This is a genomic window from Hymenobacter lucidus, from assembly GCF_020447265.1.
GTDB classification, from domain to species: domain Bacteria; phylum Bacteroidota; class Bacteroidia; order Cytophagales; family Hymenobacteraceae; genus Hymenobacter; species Hymenobacter lucidus.
This window is the reverse complement of sequence record NZ_JAJADR010000002.1, coordinates 512,000-532,371: the sequence shown is the minus strand read 5'-3', so window position 1 is coordinate 532,371 and position 20,372 is coordinate 512,000. Positions and strand designations below refer to the sequence as shown.

Sequence of the window (20,372 nt, the reverse complement as noted above, 5' to 3'; positions counted from 1 at the left end):
ACTCCTGATAAGCAAACGTCCGGCATGAAGTTTTGATGAAGCGACTCTACTTGGTCGGCATCAATACCGTGTCGATTACGTGCGTGACGCCATTGCTGGAAATAACGTCGGCAATAGTCACGTTGGCTGTGCCGCCCTTGGCGTCGTGCAGCATCACTGAGCTGCCTTTTTTCATCACCGTCAGGGTTTCGCCTTCTACGGTGGTCAGCGTCTGGCCGTCCTGCAGGTCGGCGGCGGTGAGGCGGCCGGGCACTACGTGGTAGGTAAGAATGGTGCTGAGCTTCTGCTTGTTTTCGGGCATTACCAGCGTGTTTACAGTGCCGGCCGGTAGCTTATCGAAAGCCGCGTTGGTGGGCGCAAACACGGTGAAAGGTCCGGCGCCCTTTAGGGTTTCTACCAAGCCGCCGGCCTTCACGGCCGATACCAGCGTGGTGTGGTCGGTGGAGTTAACGGCATTATCGACGATGTCCTTATCGGGCGTCATCATGGCCCCGCCTACCAGTACGCCCTTCGTGGCTTTGTCCATGCCTGCGGTGGGCTTGGTTTTGGCCTTCATCTTGCTGCCGTCGTTGGCTTTGCCCTTCATTTTTACCTTGCCGTCGTCGGCCACTTTGGATTTGGCCATCACACCGTCCTCCTTGGTTTTCATCTTATCAGCGTCCGACTTGGTTTTGGCGGGTTGCTGGGCCAGGGCGGTAGCGGCGGTGCCGATGCTGAAAACGGCGGTCAGGGCCAGAGTGGGCAGGAAGTGCTTGATCATATTAGGGGAGAGGAAAAGTGAGATGCCCGATATACGCGCTGGTCGGCTGAATGGATTATCGGAGGGGTAATTTGGGGTGGAAGCGGGCCGCCTTAGCCCACCGGTCGGCAAGCAGCAAAGGGTTATTGTGGCAAATGACCCGGCTCGTGTGCCGGTGGCCGGCGTCGGTACGGGAACTGCCGTAGCGTGGTGGCCCGCTAGCCCCAGATCAAAACCAGAGTGCCCACAATAATAAGAGCCGCCCCGATACCAACCGGCAGCGTAAGCTTTTCGTCCAGCAACAGCACCGATAGTACAATTGCCAGGGCCACGCTCAGCTTGTCGACGGGCGCTACCTGCGACACGTTGCCCAGCTGCAGCGCCTTGAAGTAAAAGACCCACGACAAGCCCGTGGCAATGCCGGAAAGCCCGATAAAGAGCCAGTTACGCGTCGTTAGGGTGCTTATGTCGGTGTGGCTGCTCCGCGCCAGCACAATGCCCCAGGCCAGCACCAAAACCACAACGGTTCGGATAGCCGTGGCCAGGTCCGAATTCACGCCTTTGATACCCACTTTAGCCAGCACCGTAGTGAGAGCCGCAAAAGTGGCGGAGAGCAACGCATAAATCCACCACATAGATAATCAGCTATATACCAAAGGGTGCGCAATAGAGCGGCGGCGGGAACAATACGCACATACCAGAAGCAGGTTTGCCAGTTATTGAGCACTCGTAACCCCTGAAATTAATAGTCGTTAGCCGTCACAATTTTACATACTTGAGCCACTCTAAAATAAGGCTGGTAAGCTGTGTGACGCTCGAATGACCGATTAGCGGCAAGTGTTTAAGTGTGGCTGGATGTCACAACTGCCCATAAAGGGTCCTTTCTATCCGACGATAAGGCGGCAATCTTGGATGCGTTCTAACAGCCTGCCTCCACGGGCTTTGCATTAAACTGCCAGCAACCATGAAAGATACCTACCTGCACAGCCTCGGTTTTGTTCCCCTGACCCCCAGCTACAGCCTCTACCACACCAGCCGGGGCGGCGAAGAAGCGTACATTCCTGCCACCGATGCCCGTTATCAGCACATCTACACGGCTCAGGATGGCACGCATCTGTTCGTGTACTCATGGTTGCATGAGCCCGGCTACATGCTGACGACCTGCGAGAAAATATCCTCCATGGCCGATATAGTCGCTGAGCTACCCTCCGATGATCCGACCCAGCTGCAGCAGCAGATAGAAGTGTTTTTTACGTTGCACGGCGGCGTCACACTATCTATGCTAGAGGCAACCCAGGAAGGCCTACAGGAAAAACACCTCCGGCTGCCGGCCAGCGCCCGGGAGCAAGCAGCTTAATGCACGAAATACCCATTCTGAGCTACGAAAACAAACTTTTCCGGTAATCCTTTCTGTACCCTGAAAAGGCCCTGCGCTACTTGAGGCAGGGCCTTTTTAGTGTTCGTGGCAAAATTAGTTGGTGGTCCGGAGCCACTCGTAAGCAGTAGCTAAGTCATCGAATGTGACCACCATAGGGCGAGTGACAAACTGCATGGCCCGGTCCATCGATTTGCGGGCCCGCCAGTGCGGTGGATACACCCAGGCTACGTACCGCACTCCGCGTTGCGCCAGTTGGTCGTAGTAGTGCCCGCCTACCCAGGCGGCTCCCTTTTCCCAGTCGCTGGTGACCTGGCTGTTGTCGTTGAGCATCTTTTTACAAGGATAATCCTGTAAAAAACGCAGGATCAAGTCGCCACCCGAAATGGCCGATACTTCATTATGCTGGCCTTTCCACTCCACGTACAGCCACTGGTTGATGGCATCATGGGCAATAGACAAAGCAGCGGTATGATAAAGTACTTCCATCCAGGATAGACTACAGGCGAGTCTTCAATATACACAAACCCTTCGCTGAAAAGGAAACTTTGTAGCAGTGCTCGCACAAACGTTAGCGTGCAAAGCCCGGCTAGCCGACCAATAGTGCTGAGAGACACGGCGAAGCGAAGCCTAGTGCGCGGGCAGCACCGGGTTCAGGGGCGGTGGGGGCGTGGGGGCGGCGGACTCCGGTGCGTGCTCATCGAGACTCACTTCCTGGCGCGCGGCGAAGTACTGGGCTAAGGCTTTCTCGCCTACCAGCCAGAACACTACGGGCGTCACGATGATGTCGAGAAAGGTGGAAGAAAGCAGGCCGCCCAGGATAACGGTGGCTACAGGGTAAAGAATTTCCTTGCCCGGCGCATCCTTGGCCAGGGTAAGCGGCACCAGCGCCAGTGCGGCCACCAGGGCCGTCATCAGCACGGGTACCAGGCGCTCCAGCGAGCCGCGGATAATCATTTCCTTGCCAAATTTCTCGCCTTCGTGCTCTATCAGGTGGATGTAGTGCGAAATCATCATGATGCCGTTGCGCGAGGCAATGCCGGTGAGCGTGATAAAGCCCACGAGCGAGGCAATGCTGAACGTGCCGCCCGTGAGGAGCACCGCTACCACCGAGCCGATGAGAGCCAGCGGGATATTGAGCATTATTTGCCCCACCAGGTAGCTCGACTTAAAATGGGAATACAAGACCAGAAAGATACCGGCCAATGAAAACAGGCTCAGCCAGAGAATTTTCCGGGAAGCCGACTGCTGGCTCTCGAACTGGCCGCCGTAGGTGAGGTAGTAGCCCGCCGGTAGCGGCACCTGCTGGCTCACTTTCCGCTGAATTTCCTGCACCGTGGAGCCTAGGTCGCGCCCGGCCACGTTGAGCGAGAGGATGATGCGGCGCTGGGTGTTTTCGTGGTTGATGGTGTTGGGCCCAGGCTCGTAGAGGATTTCGGCCACCTGGCTCACCGGAATCAGGGTGCCGGCGGGTGTTTCAATGCGGGTCTGGCTAATGGCTGAAATATCGTTGCGCTGTGCTTCCGGGAGCTTCACCACGAGGTCGAACCGCTGCTGCCCGTTGAGTATCTGCGACACCACGGCCCCTTGAAACAGCGTTTCCAGGTCGCGCACTACTTCGCCCCGCTCCAGGCCATAGGCGCGCAAAGCCTCGTCGCGGGGCCGAATAAGCAGCTGCGGAATCTGGACCTGTTTTTCAACTTGCAGGTCGACCACGCCCGGTACAGAGGCGGCCACGGTGCGCACCTCATTGGCATAGCGGCGCAGTTCCAGCAGGTCGTTGCCAAACACTTTAATGGCTACCTGCGCCCGCACACCCGACAAGAGGTGGTCGAGGCGGTGGGAAATGGGCTGCCCGATGTTCACGTTCACGCCCGTAATCAGGCCGAGCTTCTGGCGCATGTCGGCCAAGATTTCGTCGCGGCTGCGCATGGCTTTGCCGGCCTTTTTCAGCTCGTCCTCCGTCTTGAAAGCCACCTCAATTTCGGAGTTGTTCACCGATTCGGCGTGCTCATCGAGCTCGGCCCGGCCGGTGCGGCGGGCGGTGTAGGCCACTTCCGGAATCTTGAGCATCTGCTGCTCGCCTAGCGTGCCCAGGCGGTTCGACTCGGTGAGGGAGGTGCCAGCCGGTGCCGAGAAATTGACCGTGAGTGAGCCTTCGTTGAAGGGCGGCAGAAATTCGGTACCGAAGAAAGGTACCAGGCCCGCGGCCAGCACGAAGAGCAGCGCCGTGGCAGTCAGAATACCTTTTGAGTGGGCCAGGCCCCAGGTCAGCAGGCGGGTATCCTTTTGCTTCAGCCAGCGCACCAAGCCCCCGTCGGTTTCGGGGTGGCTCATCTGCTTCATGCGGGGCAGCAGGTAGTAGCACAGCACCGGCGTGACTGTGAGCGAGACAAACAGCGAAGCCACAATGCTGGTGATGTAGGCAATGCCCAGGGGCGCGAAAATGCGGCCTTCCATGCCTTCGAGGGCAAACAGCGGCAAAAATACCAGCACTACAATGATGGTGGCGTACACAATGGAGTTGCGCACCTCAGAGCTGGCCGCGTAAATGACCTTGAGTGCCGGCTGTGGAGTGGTCCGCCGCCGGTTTTCGCGCAGGCGGCGGTACACATTTTCTACGTCCACGATGGCGTCGTCGACCAGCTCACCAATGGCAATGGCTAGTCCGCCCAGAGTCATGGTGTTGATGCTGATGCCGGCCAAGCGAAACACCAGGGCCGTGACCAGCAACGACAACGGAATAGCTACCAAGGAAATAAACGTGGTGCGCACATTCAGCAGAAAGGCAAACAGCACGATAACCACCAGGATGGCTCCGTCGCGCAGGGCTTCTTCCACGTTGCTAATGCTCGACTCAATGAACTCCGACTGCTTAAACAGGCGCGTATTCACCTGCACGTCGCGGGGCAGGGAGGGCTTGAGCTCGACTAGGGCTTTTTCCACGGCTTCGGTGAGGCCCACGGTGGCAGCGCCCGGCTGCTTTTCGATGCTCAGAATCACGGCGGGCTGACCGTTTACGCTGCCGTCGCCGCGCTTGAAACGGGCCCCAAACTCTACCCGGGCCACATCGGCTACGCGGATGGGCGACTGCGCGCGGTAGCCCACAATGATATTTTCGATATCGGCCACTGAGCGCAGGCGGCCCAGGTTGCGAATGAGTACCTCGGAGCCGTTACGGTCAAAGAAATTGCCGGTGGTATTCACATTGGAGCGGCGCAGGGCTTCTTCCACCTGGTTCACCGTCAGGTTGGTCGCATTGAGCCGGGGCATATCGAGTAGCACCTGGTACTGCCGGTTGTCGCCGCCGATGGGAATCACCTGGGCCACGCCGGGAATGCTAAGCAGGCGCTGGCGCACGGTGTAGTTGGCTAGGGTGCGCAGGTCGGCGGCGTTGGTTTGCGGCCCACCCGTGAGGCCAACGAGCATAATCTGGCCCATGACCGAGGAAATGGGGCCTAGTACCGGCGTAATACCCGTGGGCAGCTGCTCGGTGGTGGTTTGCAGCTTTTCGCTTACAATCTGGCGGGCGGTGAAAATGTCGGTGCCGTAGTCGAACTCCACGAACACCATGCCCAGCCCGATGGCCGAGTTGGAGCGCACCGCCGACACGCCCGTGGCGCCGTTCAGGGCAGTTTCCACGGGCAGCGTTACCAGGGCCTCCACTTCCTCCGGAGCCATGCCCGGCGCTTCCAGAAACACGGTAACACGGGGCCGGTCCAGGTCGGGCAGTACATCTACGGGGAGCTGCCGGGCCGTGTAGGAGCCGGCAATGAGCAGGCCCACGGCGAAGGCCAGCATCAGCAGGCGGTTTTGCAGAGCAAAGCGAATTATCTGGTCGAGCATGCCTATTGGTTCAGGTAGATGGACTTGAGCTGGTAGGTGCCCTGGGTCACAACCCGGTCGTTTTCATTGACTTGGCCCGGCTCCAGCACGGTTTGCTCGCCATTCACGGCGCCGGGCTGCACGTAGCGAATCCGGAAGTGCTCGGGCGCGGTATGCACAAATACCACCGGCTTACCGTTCAGGTCCGTCACGGCCGAGGTGGGCACCACCAGTTGCTTCCGGCCCCCGCCGCTCTGGCCCACTATCTGCACGTTCACGGCCTGGCCGGTGCGGTAGGTGCTGCCCTCGGCGGCGTTCAGCTCCAGAATCAGCTGGCGGGCCTGGTTCACGGGATTTACCACGTTGCTGAATACCACCAACCGGGCTTCGGCCCCGGGCTGGCCCTGCAGGCCTTCCACCCGAAACCGGGTGCCGGGCGTTACCTTGGCCAGGTCCTGGGCAAAGACCTGGGCTTCGATGCGCAGCTTGCCGGGGTTGATGACCCGGAACAGCTCGTCACCCTGATTTACCTGTTGCCCCACGGCCAGATTGAACACGTCCACGGTGCCGCTCACGGGCGAGGTGATGGTCGTGCGGCGTTGTTGGGCCTGCCCGTTGTAAATGCTGGCATTTTGGCGGGCCTGGCGCAGGCGCAGCTCGGCGGCTACCACGTCTTTGCGGGCGGCAATGTCGGCAATGCTTTGCAGGCGGTCGTAGTCCTGCTGGGCGGCGCGCAGCTCGGCCTGGGCGTTGGCCCGCTCGGTGCTCAGCCCGATTTGCTGGGTGGCATCCAGGGTTTGCTCCACAACGGCCAGCAGCTGCCCAGCCCGCACTTGCTGGCCTACCTGGGCCGCGAGGCGCACAATGCGGCCCGTTTGCGGCACCACAATGCGCCCTTCTCCACCCGCCGCCGCCGACACGGTACCGTAGAGCGTAGCTCGGCTGTAGGTAGCGGAATAAGCCGCCAGCGAGGTGCGTACCTGGAATAAAAACTGGCTTTCCTTGGGCAGAAGTACCTCATCGGGTGAGGCCATGCCGGTGCTGGCCGGGGCCGTGCCGCCGTGGTCTTCGCCGCCGTGGCCCAGCACCGTAGCGGGCGGTGGCAGCAGTAGCGTCAGCACGAAGCCGGCCGCCGCAGTAGCAATCAGTAATTTAGGCGCGGTTTTCATAGATGGCGGAAGCAGGGGTGGGGGAAACGGCGCGGCGCCGGCGCATGAGTAGCACGGTGAGCACAATACCGAGGGCAAAGGCCCCGACCAAGGCCAGAATAGTTTTCCAGGAGGAAAACAGCCCCGGTGCAGCTGTGGGCGGCAGTTCGGCTGCGGGCAGCTTTTCACCCACCCTGACGCCCTGCAGCAGCAGTAAGTCGGCCCGGGAGCCGGCCACGATGTTGAGGGCGAAACTGTAGGGCTGGTTAGCCGGAAACTCGCCCTCGACCAGGTAAACACCGGGTTCCTGCTCTGTTACGGCCCATTTCAGGTTCTTATCCTCAGGATTGGTGAGCGTGAGCTTGGCGCCGGTAACGGGCGCATTGGTAGCGTAGTCCGACAGAAACAGGCGCAGATGGGCCGGCTCGCCGCCTTCCAGGGGATCGTAGCGCAAGAGCACTTCGAACTTTTCCGACAGGGCTGCCACAGAAAAGGAGGTAGCCCCCGCTGGCGCGGCAGCATTGGCTGCGCCGTGGTCTTCGCCGCCGTGGGCCTGGGCTGGACCGCTGAGCAGGAGCAGGCCGAGCAGCAACATCAGAAGTTGGTTCATCTTATTCACCCCGCAGGTAGTTAAGTTCGATCAGGGCCTGACGGTAGTCGCGGATGGTGGTCAGGTAGGTGTTCTGAATGGTAAAAGCCTGGTTCAAGCTCTGAATCAACACCAGGTAGCTGATTTCGCCGGCCCGGAACAGGCGTTGCGACTGGCTGATAATGGCCCGCGACTGGGGCAGGCCGGTTTGCTCATAATAGCCCAGTGAGGCCGAGAACTTGCGGGTGTCGGCCAGGGCCTGCTGGTAGAGCGTGCTGAGCTCCAGGCGTTGCGTTTGCAGCTGGTAGCCAGCGGCTTGGGCGCGGGCGGTAGCGGCCTGCAGCTGGGCGCGGTAGGTCCAGAACCAGATGGGCACCGACACGCCAAACTGGAAGCGGTACCGCAGAGCCGAGTTGTCAAAGGCCTGGTTCTGGTAACCCACCGTCAGGGCCGGGGTGCGCCGGGCCCGCACCAGGCTGATGCCCGACTGACTCAATGCCACATTTTGCGCCGCCGCAGCCAGGGTGGGGCTGCGCATCAGAGCACTGCTATCCTCGGTGGGCAGGTCCGCAAGCAGGTTTGCGCCCGTCTGGGCCAGCTCGGGGCCGCTGCGGCGCAGGTCGGTGCTGGTAGCCAGGGCTTCAGTGGGCCGCCCCACCAGCAGTGCTAGTCGGCGCTGGGCGGCGCGCTGGTCGGCGGTGGCCTGCTGTAGCTGCACGGTTACTTGCCGGGCTTCCGCCTCGGTGCTCAGGCGCTGTAGCGACGTAACTTCGCCGGCCGCATACAGCCGCTCGGTGGCCAGGCGCAAGGCCCGAAAGAGGCTATCCTGGTAGGTGAGCTGGCGCACCTGAGCTTCGGCAAACTGCAAGCTTAGATACGCCAGGCGTGTGTCACGCAGCACCGTGGCCCGGCTTACGTCGCGGCCCCGCTCAGCCAGCGTAATACCGGCTTCGGCCACCTGGCGCTGGCGCCGGTACACATTGGGCAGGTCAATAGTCTGCACCACGCCCGGGGCCCACTTCTCGCCCGTGGGAGCCGAGAGCAGCACATCGGGGTTGGCCGGCGCAAACGAGCCCCGCTTGAGGGCGCGCTGCTCGGCAATTTCCTGCTCCGACTGCCGCAGCCGCGGGTGACGGCGCAATGCCTGCTGCTCGGCGCTGTCGAGCCGCACCACCTGCTGCTGGGCGTGTGCCGAGCCCACCAGCAGCAATAGGCAAAAACCAAGGGGCAAATACTTCATGAGGTCGGGAGTAAATCCGGGCCCGGCCGCCGTATCAGGGTCGGCCGGTTATACTTTCTTGACGAGCTCCATTTCGCAGACCGGGCACTTGCCGGGCTGGGTGCTGCGGCTGCCTTCGCAGCCCATGGGGCATTCATACACGGCGGCGCTGGGCTTGAGCTGACCGCCGTTTTTGGCCTGCCAAGCTTTAAACTGCTGGATTTCCTGCTGCTGGGCGTCAATCATTTTTTGCGCCATTTCCTTAAGTTTCGTGTCGCGGCCGTGGGCTAGTTCGGCCTTGGCCATATCGACGGCGCTCTGGTGGTGGGGCACCATCATTAGGGCAAAATCCTGGTCCACGTTGCCGGTGGCTTGGCCCATTTGCATCATGCCGTCCATGGAGGCTTTCATGGCTTTGGTGAATGGGTCGGTCGGGTTGGTGGGCTGGTAGTTGGTGGGCTGGTAGTTGGTGGGCGCTCCGTCGAGGCGGGTGGCAATGGCTTCGAGGGCCTTGATTTCCTGCTGCTGGTCGGCGCTGATTTTCTCGGCCATAGCCCGCAGCGTCGCGTCCTTGCCTTCTTTCAGCTCCAGCGTGGCCATATCCACGGCGCCCTGGTGGTGGGCCATCATCATGTGGGCAAAGTCGTGGTCGGTGTTGCCGGCGGGCTTAAAGGCATCCATGTCGCGCATCATGGTATGCATCACGGCCTGCATACCGGTAGCCGTGGCGTCGTGGTGCATCTGCCCGTGACCGGCCATAGCGTCGTGGTCATGGCCGACCGAGTCCGGGGCTGCGGCTGTTTCGGTGGTCGTGGTGGTCGTTTCAGTCGACTTGTTATCGGAGCAGCTGATCATCAGCAAAGTGCTGGATGCCAGGGCGTAGAGGAGGAATGTGGCGCGTTTCATGGCGTTGAATGGAGAAGGTTAAAGGGGAAAGGCGGGCTAGGCTTGCACGTTGATGGTAAAGTCGCCGGTGTGAATCTGGCCGCCGTGGTTGAACTGCAGGAAGACGCGGTAGAGGCCGGGCTTTTCGAAGCTGGTGTTGAAGCCGATGGCCGGGCCCTTGTCGGCCTGGTCGTTGGGATGCACGTGCAGGTAGCTTTCCGTATCCTGGCTGATAACCACCACGTGGCCCAGGGCGCCGAGGTAGTTGTCGAGGTCGGTGACGGGCTGGCCATCCTTCGTGATGTTGATTTTCATGCTCAGCAGCTGCCCCACGGTTAGGGGCTTATCGAAGGAGAGGCTGGCCTGGTAGCCATTTTTCTCCCACTGCATGTCGTCGTTCTTGAACTGCGCCGGGGTATAGGCCGGGCCCTGCACCGTAATGGGTTGGCGGCCGAGTTGATGGCCGCTGCCGGTGGGCGTGTAGTCCTGAAACAGCACATAGTTGCCACCCTTGGGGAAAGTGTACTGCACTTTATAGTCGCCGTCGGCGGTGTACTCGGGATGCTCGTGGTAAAACTGGCCCAGGTCCTTGGAGACGATGATGAGGTGAATCTTCTTCTCGTGCACCACCGCCAGCGGCACCGGTGCCGACTCGTTGCCGGTTTCGCGGGGCGTGAAGGCCAGCGTAGCGGGCTGGCCCGCCGTAAGCTGGGTGGGGGTGGCGGTGAAGTTCATCTGGTAGGTTTTGCTGTTGGCTACCTGGTCGTTGTGCTCCAGCTTCATGCCGCACTTAGGGCACTTTTCGCCCTCTTTTGTGCTGGTTACTTCAGGGTGCATGGGGCAGGCGTAGGTGTGCCCACCGGCGTGGTCGGCGGTACCGGTGGTGGGCGTCGTAACGGTATTGGCCGCGCTGTCCGACTCTGTTTCGGAAGAGCAGCTGGCAGCGGTAAGCAGGCTGGCAAGCGCCAGCAGGGAAAGCGGAAAACGGGACATAAACGCAGGAAATAGGGAGTTAAACAGGAGGCCCCGCCAGCAGGCCGGCGTTCCGGCGGGAGCGTAAGGCTTGCCACGGTGGCAGCCTCGGCCCGAGGGCAAAGGGCATGCAGCAGACGACGAACCGGCTTTCAACTGAGAAAGTGGATGCGGGCATGCTGGCAACAATGCTTCGTTGCTGGGCAGGAAACTCCAGGAAGAAAAGGGGAGGGGCGCACTGGGGCGCCGGGCGGATACGCAAACGCAAAGGCCCGCCCCGAACATAGCACAGCTATGCCGGGACGAGCCTTTGGCGCATCAATCTATCAGACCGTCAGGGACTGAATGAAAATCCGGATGTCAGGTATTTTGGGCGGCAGGTGCTTCCGCAGCACCAACACTACCGCGTGGGCCCGGTCCCACTGACCGGCAGCCGGCCGGAAAAAGAAGTCGTTGCTGGCTGGCAGCAGGGCCGGAGCTGGCGTGAGCAGGTGCTTTTCGCCGGGCGTCGTGAGCGACTTAAGAATAGAAGCCGAATTATCTTTGCAGCAGTTGTGCTTACCAGCCGACTGCGAGCCGTGCTGCTCGTGCGTCTGCTTGGCCTTGGCCGACTTCTGGGCGGCCATGCCGTGACTGTGGCAGCTGGGCCGCGTCGGCTTGCCTGCCGGGGCAATGGCTGCCAGCGCGGGGGTGAGGGTTGCGCACCAGCATTGACCCACAAACACGTTGACGAAGACGAGCAAGAAGCTCGTCGCCAGCAAACGGCGGAAAGGGAACAGGCTACGGAACATGACAGGCGCTACGGAACGGCAAAGCTAAGTTTCTGCGCAGAAAGTACGGGGACTGATTCTTTACTGCTATTCGCTGCTAAGAGTTCCGGCACGAGTGGCGGAACTGTGGCTATAAGGGAAGAAACTGCGCTGGCAGGCCAGGTTTAGCCATTAAGCACGGCATTAGCAGTTCGTATACAGAACCTGGGGCGGCAAAATTATGCAAGTGTGCAGCGGGATTATGTTAATGCCCTAGCGGGGCGGCTGTCAAATTATGCAAGTTTCCGGAAGGATTCCGTACCAACTCCGGCCCCGGCCCGCCGTTACTTTGTACTGTGCTTTCGGGCCTTGCCACTACGTTTTCTTCGCCCCGGCCGGCCCCGTTTCCTGTTACTATTATGCAACCGACAACTAAAACCGAAACTCTCGACATCGAAGGTATGACCTGTGCCTCGTGCGCGTCCTTCGTCGAAAAGTCCCTGACCCGCACCCCCGGCGTGCAGCGGGCCGTGGTCAACTTTGCTACCGAAAAAGCCACCATCGACTACCTGCCCACCGAGGCCAGCCCCGCCACGCTGAAAGAGGCCGTGGTGAAAGCCGGCTACGGCGTTACGGAGCGCGCCCCCGATACTTCCGCCGCCGACCGTCAGGCTGAGCTCGACCAGCAAAAGGCTCGGGCCTACCAAAAGCTCAAGCGCCGGTTTTGGGTGGCTGCGGCGCTGGCAGTGGTAATTATGCCGCTGAGCATGCTTATGCTGTGGCCCTCGATGATGCAGCGCGTGAACATGCTCTGGCTCAATTACGGTCTGCTGGTCCTTACCTTGCCCGTGCTGCTCTACAGTGGCCGCGAGTTTTATACCTCGGCCTGGAACGGGTTTAAGCATCGCGCCGCCAACATGGATACCCTCATTGCCGTGGGTACCGGCGCCGCTTTTTTGTATAGCGTAGCGGCTACGGTAGTGCCCGGCTGGTTTATGCGCCGCGGCCTGATGCCCGACGTGTACTACGATACCACCGCCACCATCATTGCCCTGATTCTGCTGGGTAAGGTGCTGGAGCTGCGGGCCAAAACCCAAACTTCAGCTGCCATCAAAGCTCTAATGGGCTTGCAAGCCAAAACTGCCCGGGTAGTACGCCCCGACGGGCAGGAGGTGGATGTGCCTATTGAACAGGTGCAGCTGCACGACGTCGTTGTAGTGCGCCCCGGCGAGAAAGTTGCCACCGACGGTATTATTGAGGAAGGCCACTCAGCCGTAGATGAAGCCATGCTCACCGGGGAAAGTCTGCCGGTAGAGAAAAAAGCTGGTGACCCGGTCTTTGGCGCCACGCTCAACAAAACCGGCTCCTTCCGCTTCCGCGTAACGAAAGTAGGAGCCGATACCATGCTGGCCCAGATTGTGAAGTTGGTGGAAGATGCCCAGGGCAGCCGGGCCCCCATTCAGCGGCTGGCCGACAAAGTCAGCGCCATTTTTGTGCCTACGGTAATCATTATTGCCATTCTCACCTTTGTGCTCTGGTTTGACTTGGCCCCGGTGGAAACCCGCCTGCCGCTGGCTTTGGTCAATTTCGTGGCCGTGCTCATCATTGCCTGCCCCTGCGCCCTGGGACTGGCCACGCCCACGGCCATCATGGTCAGCACTGGTAAAGGTGCCGAGCACGGGGTGCTCATTCGCAATGCCGAAGCCCTGGAAAAGGCCTATCAGGTAAACACCGTGCTGCTGGACAAAACCGGCACTATCACCCGCGGAGAGCCCACCGTAACCGACTTTGTGCCGGCCCCGGGGCAGGATGCTGCTCAGCTGCGGCAGCTCGTGGCCGCCGTGGAGCGGCAGAGTGAGCACCCGCTGGCCGAGGCTGTGGTGCGCTACGCCGACGAGCAGCAAACCCCGGCCCTTGCCGCAACAGGCTTTCAGGCAGTGGAAGGAAAAGGAGCCACAGCTACGGTGAACAGCCAGGCCGTACTCGTTGGTAACCTGCGTCTGCTCACGGAAGCCGGAATCAAGCTGGCACCGGCGCTGACGGAGCAGGCCGATATGCTATTGGCCCAGGCCAAAACGGTGCTGTACGTAGCCGTAGCCGGCCAGGCCGTGGGCGTAATCGGCGTTGCCGATACGGTGCGGGCAACGTCGGCCGCTGCCATCAGGCGGCTACAGGCACTGGGCATTGAGGTAGTGATGATGACGGGCGACAACCCCCAAACGGCCGCTGAGGTGGCCGGGCAGGTGGGGATCAAACGCTACTTTGCCGAAGTGCTGCCCCACGAAAAGGCCGGCAAAGTAAAGCAGCTCCAGGCCGAAGGCCGCACCGTGGCCATGGTCGGCGACGGTATTAACGACGCGCCGGCGCTGGCCCAGGCCGATATTGGCCTGGCAATGGGCGGTGGCACCGACGTGGCTATGGAAGCCGCCGGCATCACCCTTATGCGTTCCGATCTGCAGGGCGTCGTTACGGCCATCGACCTCTCGCGCCAGACCATCCGCACCATCCGGCAGAACCTGTTTTTCGCTTTTATCTACAACGTGCTGGGCATTCCAATTGCCGCCGGGCTGCTGTATCCCGTTTTCGGACTGCTGCTCTCGCCCATGCTTGCCGCCGGGGCCATGGCTCTGAGCTCGGTATCGGTGCTTACCAACTCGCTGCGCCTGCGCGGCTTTTCACCCGTTAAGAACTAGGGCTATGGATACCGCCGAAATCATCGTAACCCTGGCCGGTGTGGGTCTGGCTGGGTTTGTTATCTGGTACTTTTTCTTTTCGACCCGCCAGACGGCCAGTGCGGTTTCTACGTCCGGTGGGCTGCAGCAGGTCGATATTACCGTCAAGGGCGGCTACTCGCCCGATGTGATTGAAGTAGAGCGCGATAAGCCCGTGCAGCTGAGCTTTTACCGGGACGAGGAAAACTCCTGCTCCGAGGAGCTCCTTATTCCCGACTTTAGCATCCGGCGCGAGCTGCCGGCCTTCAAAACAACGTTGGTGGAGTTGCTGCCCCGGCAGGCGGGCACCTTCGCCTTCACCTGCGGTATGGGAATGTTGCGCGGCCGCCTGATCGTCAAATAAGCACTGTTGCCGGAATGCTGAACCTTCATTCCGGCTTTTAACGTCGATGCTGACGCTGGCCGCAATGTGCGTCATGCAGTACACAATGCAAACAGCTGAGCATGGCTGATATCCATGTGAGTGTCTATTCTTCGCTGGGGTTTTTGAGCTTGCTGAGTAGCGAGTACGCTCCTTCCGTGACGTACTGCACCTTCGTATCCGCTGCGCTGGCCCCCGGAATGAAGACTTCGCTGTAGCCGTCGGCCTGCTCGCCGCGGCGCACCTCCAGCATCCTGAACACCTGCTTGCCTTGGGTAGGACGCTCCTGGCGGAACACGTACTGCTTACCCTCGTAGTCCACCACGGCTTTGTCGGGCAGGGCAGCCGTGCGGCGGTTCGTGGTTTCGACTACGGCCCGCACGAACATGCCGGGGAGCAGAGCGGGGTCATTCTCCCGGTCGAGGTGGCCGTGCACGCGCACAGTGCGCTGCTGCTCGTCCAGGGCCCGGCTGATAAGGTAGACCGAGGCAGTGCGTTCCGAGCTACTATCGTTTGGCAGCGTGAAGCGGATGCGCTGGCCTTGCTTGAGCAGGGGCACGTCCTTTTCGAATACGGTCAGCTCTACGTGCAGGTGTTCGGGGTCTACGAGCTCAAACAGGGCGTCGGTGGGCGTCACGCTCTGGCCCACAGTCACGTTAACGGTTTTTACGAAAGCATCCTTGGGCGCGCGCAGTGTGGCTGTGCTCACGAAGGGCCGGCGGCCTACTGGCAAGCCGGCCAAGCGCAGTCGGGCCAGCTGTCCGGCGGCTTGGGCCTGCAGGGCGCTATAGTCTGCCTGGGCCCGCTGCAGGTTTTTGGCCGGGGCCACTTCCTCGCGCACCAGCTCCCGCTGGCGGTCCAGCTCAGCCCGGGCGAAGGTGAGCTGGCTTTGCGTTTCGAGGTAACTCTGCTGGAGCTGGATGAATTCGGGGTTGCGAATAGTAGCCAGCACCTGGCCCTTGCGCACCCGCGTGCCCTGCAGTAGCGAGGTACTCTCCACGATGCCGCCGAGCGGGGCGCTGACGGCTACCAGTTGGTCCGGGGGCACGTCGAGTACGCCATTGACTTTGAGGCCGGCTCCCAGCACCCGCTGGGTTAGCGGGCCGGTGCGCACGGCGGCCAGCTGCTGCTCGTCAGCGGTAAGCGTTACCTGGTCGGCTGGGGCAGCAGTGCTGTCAGCCGCGGCAATGGCAGAGGTATCGGCCGTTTCGGTGGCGGAGTCTTTGGGGTTGCAGCCAGTGCTGAGTAGCAAAGACAGAACGGCGAGCTTATACAACGTGATTTTCATGTAGAAACGGGCTCTAAAAGAGAAGGAAGGGCCGGCTATTCGCCGGTGCTTAGCAGGTAATCCAGCTCGATGACGCTTTGGTTGTGCTGGAGCAGGGCGTCGAGGTAATCGGTGCGCAGGCGCAGGGCCCGGTCAAGGTTGAGCAGGTACTCCGAGTAGCCGTTTTCACCAGCCTTGAAGGCTTTGGTGGCTACGCGGGTAATGACAGCGGCCTGAGGCAGGCCCGTCTGCTCGTAGAACTTCAGGCGCTGCTGCTGCTCAGCGTGTTGAATCAGCAGCTCGTCCACGCGACCTGCCAGTTCGGCCTGGTAGCGGCTGAGCCCTGTCTGGGCTACCTTCTCCTGCAGACGGGCAGCCTGAACCCGCGCCTTCTGTGGGCCCTGCACCAGCGGCACGGCCACCGTGGCCTGCACGCCCTGAAACCGGTCACCAGCCCCGTAGGTACGAGTAATGCCGTCTACAACCTGCGGGCCGATAATGGACTGGTTGAAGTAGCCCACGCTCAAGTCTGGTTTGCCCTGAGCCTGGGCCACCCGGGTTTCGGCTTGGGCTACGGCCACTTGCTGGCGGAGCACCTGGGCCAGCAGGCTGTGGGCAAATACGGTGGTGTCGCCGGGCGTTGGCACCAACTTCGGCGTTAGCGCCGTGAGCGTACTATCTGCCACCGTAACGGGCTGAGCGCGCTGCAGCAGGGCTTGCAGTTGGCGCACGGCCACTTGGTATTCGGTGCGGGCCCGGGCCAGCAGCGCGCGGGTTTCGCCCTGCTGCGTAAGAGCCGTGGTAACTTCCAGGCGGGCAGTTTCGCCCATTCGGAAGCGCAGCTGCGCGGCACGCACAAACCCAGTGTAGAGGCTGTCCTGGGCCCGCAGGGTGCGTAAGCGGTGGCGGGCGTGCACAGCAGCTTCGTACTGTAGCCGCACCTGGCGGCGCACGTCGGCGCGGGCCAGGGCTAGTTGCTGTTCCTTCGTGGCCACCTGCGCCTTGGCCAGAGCCGAGAGTGTGCGGTAGTAGCCCGGCCAGGCCAGCGGCTGGGTAATGGTGACTAGATTGTCATTCTTGATAGAGTTGTACTGCCCGTAGCTGGCCTGCATGGTGGTGCGGCCAATGTCGCGGGCGGCGCGCACACTGGCTTGCTGGGCTGCGAGTTGCTGCTGGGCCCCAAGCACGGTGCCGCTCTGGCTCAGCGCTGCGTCCACGGCCTGGGTGGCATTCAGCGCGCCATCGGCCGGCGTGCCGGGCTGCTGGGCCTGGGCCACCCCAGGGAGCAGCGACAAACCCAGTGCCAGTAGTAGGCCACTTGTTACTCCTAGTTGGGGTGCAGCTGCTCCCGCTTTTCGTTCGGCTCGCCGGGCCGTCCAGGTTTCTTCCAGATAGTAGAGTACCGGCAGCACCAGCAGTGTGAGCAGCGTGGCCGTGACCAGCCCGCCAATGACGACGGTGGCCAGGGGCTTTTGCACCTCGCCGCCGGCGGAACTGGACAGGGCCATCGGCAAAAAGCCCAGTGAAGCCACGGCGGCCGTCATCAGCACCGGGCGCAGGCGCACGTGGGTGCCTTCCAGAATGCGGGCCCGCAGGTTGGTCATGCCTTCTTCCTTAAGTTGGTTGAAATAGCCGATGAGCACGATGCCGTTGAGCACGGCCACCCCAAATAAGGCAATAAAGCCTACGCCGGCCGAGATACTAAACGGCATGCCCCGCAGCCACAACGCCAGCACCCCACCAATGGCTGACAGGGGAATGGCCGTGAAAATCATCACCGACTGGCTAATGGAGTTGAAGGTGGCGTAGAGCAGCAAAAAGATGAGCAGCAAGGCTATGGGTACAGCAATCAGCAGCCGGTCGCGGGCCGACTGCAGGTTTTCGAACTGACCGCCGTAGGTGGCGTAGTAGCCGGGCGCGAAAGTCACGCGCTGCTCTAGGCGCTGTTGCACTTCGTGCACCAAGCTTTCCACGTCGCGGCCGCGCACGTTGAAGCCCACGATGATGCGGCGCTTAGCGTCGTCGCGCTGAATCTGGCTGGGACCGGAAATGAGTTTCACCTTGGCTACCTGCTCCAGCGGAATCTGGCGGCCGTCGGGCGTGGCCACGAAGAGCTGGCGCAGGTTGCGGATGTCCTGGCGGTAGGTTGACTGCAGGCGCACCACGAGGTCGAAGCGGCGCTCCTGCTCGAACACCTGCCCCGCCACCTGCCCGGCAAAGGCCGTCTGAATCGTGCGGTTCACGTCCTTAACCGAAAGGCCGTACTGGGCCAGCTTGTCGCGGTCCAGCTGGGCCACAATCTGGGACTGGCCGGTGGCGCGTTCCACGTAGAGGTCAGTGGCCCCGGGCAGATTCTTGACGAGCTCCCCGATCTGGATGGCGTAGTCATCGAGTTGTTGTAAGTCTTCCCCGAAAATCTTGATGACCACATCCTGCTTAGCCCCGGAAATCAGCTCGTTGAAGCGCATCTGAATGGGCTGCTGGAAGCCGAACGTAACGCCGGGAATGCGGGTGAGCTGGGCCGACATCTTCTCGGCCAGCTCTTCGCGGCTGCCGGCCGAAGTCCATTCGTTCTTGTCCTTGAGCACGATAATCAAGTCGCAGGCCTCGGGAGGCATTGGGTCGGTAGGAATCTGGGCGGAACCTACCTTGGCCACCACCTCCTTGACTTCGGGGAAGTTCTGGAGCAGGATGCCGGCGGCCTGCTGGGCCTTCTCGGCCGTGTAGGTGATGGAGGAGCCGGGCAGCACGCGGGTTTCCACGGCGAAGTCGCCCTCTTCCAGCGTGGGAATGAACTCACCGCCCAGGGTACGGAACAACAGCACGGCGCCCAGCAGTAGGGCCAGTGCCGAGGCTAGAATCAGGGTTTTAGCACCCAGGGCCCAGGCTACCACGCCCTGGTAGCGCCGGGCCAGCCGGCCCAGAATCTTATCGGAGAAGCCGTGGCGGTCGGTACGCCGGCTCAGGGCCAGCGCCGACATCATCGGTACATAGGTGAGTGAGAGGATAAAAGCGCCCAGGATGGCAAAGGCCACGGTTTGGGCCATGGGCCGAAACATCTTGCCCTCAATGCCGCCCAGGGCCAGCAGCGGCAGGTACACAATCAGGATGATAATCTCACCAAATGCGGCCGAGGAGCGGATTTTGCTGGAAGCGTGGTATACTTCGTCGTCCATCTCGGGCCGGGTGAGCTCCCCGGTTTCGGCCGGGCGTTGGAGCGTAGCCACCCGGTGCACGATGGCCTCCACGATGATGACGGCCCCGTCGACAATCAGCCCAAAGTCGATAGCGCCGAGGCTGAGCAGGTTGCCCGAAACGCCAAACAGGCGCATCATGCCAATGGCGAAGAACATGGCCAGCGGAATGACCGAAGCCACCACGAGGCCCGCCCGCCAGTTGCCCAGAAACAGGACCAGCACGAAAATCACAATCAGGGCGCCCTCGGCCAAGTTCTTGGTCACGGTGCCGATGGCCTGGTCCACGAGCTTGGTGCGGTCCAGAAACGGTTCGATGACCACCCCTTCGGGCAGGGTTTTCTGGATGGTGGCCATACGCTCCTTCACAGCCTTGATGACGGCCGAGGAGTTGGCGCCCTTAAGCATGAGCACCAGGGCGCCCACCACTTCGCCTTCCTGGTTACGGGTCATCAGGCCGTAGCGCACGGAGTGGCCGAAGCGCACTTGGGCCACGTCGCGCACCAGCACCGGCACGCCGCCGGCGGGGGCCCGCACCACCATCCGGCCCACGTCTTCCAGGGAGCTGGCGAGGCCTTCGGAGCGGATGAAGTAAGCCGCTGGGTTCTTGTCGATGTAGGCCCCGCCGGTATTCTCGTTGTTCTGCTCCAGGGCGTTGTACACATCCGTGACGGTGACGCTCATGGAGCGCAGGCGCTCGGGGTCGAGGGCCACTTCGTATTCTTTCACGTAGCCGCCGAAGCTGCTCACATCGGCCACGCCGGGCGTGCCCAGCAGCTGCCGGCGCACCAGCCAGTCCTGCATTGTGCGTAACTCGGTGGCCGGGTATTTCTTTTCATAGCCTGGCTTGGCGTGTAGCACATACTGGTAGATTTCGCCCAGGCCGGTGGTGACGGGCGCCAACTCGGGCGTGCCGGTGCCGGGCGGAATCTGCCGCTCTGCGTCCTTCAGCCGCTCGGTGACCTGGTTGCGGGCCCAGTACACATCCACGTCGTCGGGAAAGACAATGGTGACAACCGAGAGGCCAAAGCGGGAGAAGGAGCGCACTTCCTCAATGCCCGGAATGGTAGCAATGGCCTGCTCAATGGGAAAGGTCACGAGTCGTTCCACATCGGGCGCGCCAAGCGAAGGAGTTTGGGTAATGACCTGCACCTGGTTATTAGTAATGTCGGGCACGGCATCGATGGGCAGGTGGGCCACCGAGTAGCTGCCCCAAGCCACCAGAGCCAGCGTGAGCAGGCCGATGAATAGCTTATGCGTAATGGAAAAATGAATGATGCGGTCAAGCATAGGGTGCTGAACGAGTAAAGAAAAACG

15 protein-coding genes are annotated in these 20,372 nt (G+C 61.4%); 3 read left to right on the top strand and 12 right to left on the bottom strand.

Going from position 1 to position 20,372, the window contains the following annotated elements:
* Positions 1-46 precede the first annotated feature (46 nt).
* Both LGH74_RS08990 and LGH74_RS08985 read right to left on the bottom strand, forming a co-directional pair.
* The gene (locus LGH74_RS08990; protein WP_226175813.1) at positions 47-556 is read right to left on the bottom strand and encodes a fasciclin domain-containing protein; all 510 of its coding nucleotides are present in this window, start codon (positions 554-556) and stop codon (positions 47-49) included.
* A gap of 401 nt (positions 557-957) precedes the next feature.
* A complete protein-coding gene (locus tag LGH74_RS08985; protein WP_226174802.1) occupies positions 958-1,374 on the bottom strand; it encodes an EamA family transporter in 417 nt (138 codons plus the stop codon).
* Between the two features lie 329 nt (positions 1,375-1,703).
* Between LGH74_RS08985 and LGH74_RS08980 the strand changes: the two genes are divergently transcribed.
* A complete protein-coding gene (locus LGH74_RS08980) occupies positions 1,704-2,096 on the top strand; it encodes a hypothetical protein (RefSeq protein WP_226174800.1) in 393 nt (130 codons plus the stop codon).
* A gap of 114 nt (positions 2,097-2,210) precedes the next feature.
* Here the strand turns inward: LGH74_RS08980 and LGH74_RS08975 are convergent, their stop codons facing one another.
* The 8 genes from LGH74_RS08975 to LGH74_RS08940 all read right to left on the bottom strand — a co-directional run bounded on the left by LGH74_RS08975 (position 2,211) and on the right by LGH74_RS08940 (position 11,543).
* Positions 2,211-2,576 (bottom strand): STAS/SEC14 domain-containing protein, encoded by a 366-nt coding sequence (locus LGH74_RS08975; protein WP_226174798.1) that lies wholly within the window; start codon positions 2,574-2,576, stop codon positions 2,211-2,213.
* 168 nt (positions 2,577-2,744) lie between these two features.
* Complete coding sequence (locus LGH74_RS08970; protein WP_226174797.1) at positions 2,745-5,960, bottom strand: efflux RND transporter permease subunit; 3,216 nt, start codon at positions 5,958-5,960, stop codon at positions 2,745-2,747.
* Positions 5,961-5,962: 2 nt separating this feature from the next.
* Complete coding sequence (locus LGH74_RS08965) at positions 5,963-7,108, bottom strand: efflux RND transporter periplasmic adaptor subunit (RefSeq protein WP_226174795.1); 1,146 nt, start codon at positions 7,106-7,108, stop codon at positions 5,963-5,965.
* Complete coding sequence (locus LGH74_RS08960) at positions 7,092-7,697, bottom strand: hypothetical protein (protein WP_226174794.1); 606 nt, start codon at positions 7,695-7,697, stop codon at positions 7,092-7,094. Before LGH74_RS08960 ends, LGH74_RS08965 begins: the two co-directional genes overlap by 17 nt.
* Before the next feature lies 1 nt (position 7,698).
* Positions 7,699-8,916, bottom strand: coding sequence for a TolC family protein (locus LGH74_RS08955; RefSeq protein ID WP_226174792.1), 1,218 nt, complete (start codon positions 8,914-8,916; stop codon positions 7,699-7,701).
* Between the two features lie 48 nt (positions 8,917-8,964).
* A complete protein-coding gene (locus tag LGH74_RS08950; RefSeq protein WP_226174790.1) occupies positions 8,965-9,801 on the bottom strand; it encodes a DUF305 domain-containing protein in 837 nt (278 codons plus the stop codon).
* Positions 9,802-9,837: 36 nt separating this feature from the next.
* Positions 9,838-10,773 (bottom strand): DUF8832 domain-containing protein, encoded by a 936-nt coding sequence (locus LGH74_RS08945; protein ID WP_226174781.1) that lies wholly within the window; start codon positions 10,771-10,773, stop codon positions 9,838-9,840.
* Positions 10,774-11,078: 305 nt separating this feature from the next.
* A complete protein-coding gene (locus LGH74_RS08940; protein WP_226174779.1) occupies positions 11,079-11,543 on the bottom strand; it encodes a hypothetical protein in 465 nt (154 codons plus the stop codon).
* 377 nt (positions 11,544-11,920) lie between these two features.
* On the opposite strand from LGH74_RS08940, the gene LGH74_RS08935 reads away from it, so the two are divergent.
* Both LGH74_RS08935 and LGH74_RS08930 read left to right on the top strand, forming a co-directional pair.
* Positions 11,921-14,194, top strand: a complete 2,274-nt coding sequence (locus LGH74_RS08935) for a heavy metal translocating P-type ATPase (RefSeq protein ID WP_226174777.1) — start codon at positions 11,921-11,923, stop codon at positions 14,192-14,194.
* Positions 14,195-14,198: 4 nt separating this feature from the next.
* Positions 14,199-14,576: a cupredoxin domain-containing protein gene (locus LGH74_RS08930; protein WP_226174775.1), complete on the top strand. Its 378-nt coding sequence runs from the start codon at positions 14,199-14,201 to the stop codon at positions 14,574-14,576.
* A 124-nt stretch (positions 14,577-14,700) separates the two neighbouring features.
* Here the strand turns inward: LGH74_RS08930 and LGH74_RS08925 are convergent, their stop codons facing one another.
* Positions 14,701-15,882, bottom strand: a complete 1,182-nt coding sequence (locus LGH74_RS08925; RefSeq protein ID WP_226174773.1) for an efflux RND transporter periplasmic adaptor subunit — start codon at positions 15,880-15,882, stop codon at positions 14,701-14,703.
* 35 nt (positions 15,883-15,917) lie between these two features.
* Positions 15,918-20,345: a CusA/CzcA family heavy metal efflux RND transporter gene (locus tag LGH74_RS08920; RefSeq protein ID WP_226174771.1), complete on the bottom strand. Its 4,428-nt coding sequence runs from the start codon at positions 20,343-20,345 to the stop codon at positions 15,918-15,920.
* Between the last annotated feature and the right edge of the window lie 27 nt (positions 20,346-20,372).

What these genes read in the sequence shown, in the direction of transcription:
- LGH74_RS08990 (WP_226175813.1), bottom strand. Translation starts at nt 556, where the DNA reads ATGAAGGCCAAAACCAAGCCCACCGCAGGCATGGACAAAGCCACGAAG.
- LGH74_RS08985 (WP_226174802.1), bottom strand. Translation starts at nt 1,374, where the DNA reads ATGTGGTGGATTTATGCGTTGCTCTCCGCCACTTTTGCGGCTCTCACT.
- LGH74_RS08980 (WP_226174800.1), top strand. Translation starts at nt 1,704, where the DNA reads ATGAAAGATACCTACCTGCACAGCCTCGGTTTTGTTCCCCTGACCCCC.
- LGH74_RS08970 (WP_226174797.1), bottom strand. Translation starts at nt 5,960, where the DNA reads ATGCTCGACCAGATAATTCGCTTTGCTCTGCAAAACCGCCTGCTGATG.
- LGH74_RS08965 (WP_226174795.1), bottom strand. Translation starts at nt 7,108, where the DNA reads ATGAAAACCGCGCCTAAATTACTGATTGCTACTGCGGCGGCCGGCTTC.
- LGH74_RS08960 (WP_226174794.1), bottom strand. Translation starts at nt 7,697, where the DNA reads ATGAACCAACTTCTGATGTTGCTGCTCGGCCTGCTCCTGCTCAGCGGT.
- LGH74_RS08955 (WP_226174792.1), bottom strand. Translation starts at nt 8,916, where the DNA reads ATGAAGTATTTGCCCCTTGGTTTTTGCCTATTGCTGCTGGTGGGCTCG.
- LGH74_RS08950 (WP_226174790.1), bottom strand. Translation starts at nt 9,801, where the DNA reads ATGAAACGCGCCACATTCCTCCTCTACGCCCTGGCATCCAGCACTTTG.
- LGH74_RS08945 (WP_226174781.1), bottom strand. Translation starts at nt 10,773, where the DNA reads ATGTCCCGTTTTCCGCTTTCCCTGCTGGCGCTTGCCAGCCTGCTTACC.
- LGH74_RS08940 (WP_226174779.1), bottom strand. Translation starts at nt 11,543, where the DNA reads ATGTTCCGTAGCCTGTTCCCTTTCCGCCGTTTGCTGGCGACGAGCTTC.
- LGH74_RS08935 (WP_226174777.1), top strand. Translation starts at nt 11,921, where the DNA reads ATGCAACCGACAACTAAAACCGAAACTCTCGACATCGAAGGTATGACC.
- LGH74_RS08930 (WP_226174775.1), top strand. Translation starts at nt 14,199, where the DNA reads ATGGATACCGCCGAAATCATCGTAACCCTGGCCGGTGTGGGTCTGGCT.
- LGH74_RS08925 (WP_226174773.1), bottom strand. Translation starts at nt 15,882, where the DNA reads ATGAAAATCACGTTGTATAAGCTCGCCGTTCTGTCTTTGCTACTCAGC.
- LGH74_RS08920 (WP_226174771.1), bottom strand. Translation starts at nt 20,345, where the DNA reads ATGCTTGACCGCATCATTCATTTTTCCATTACGCATAAGCTATTCATC.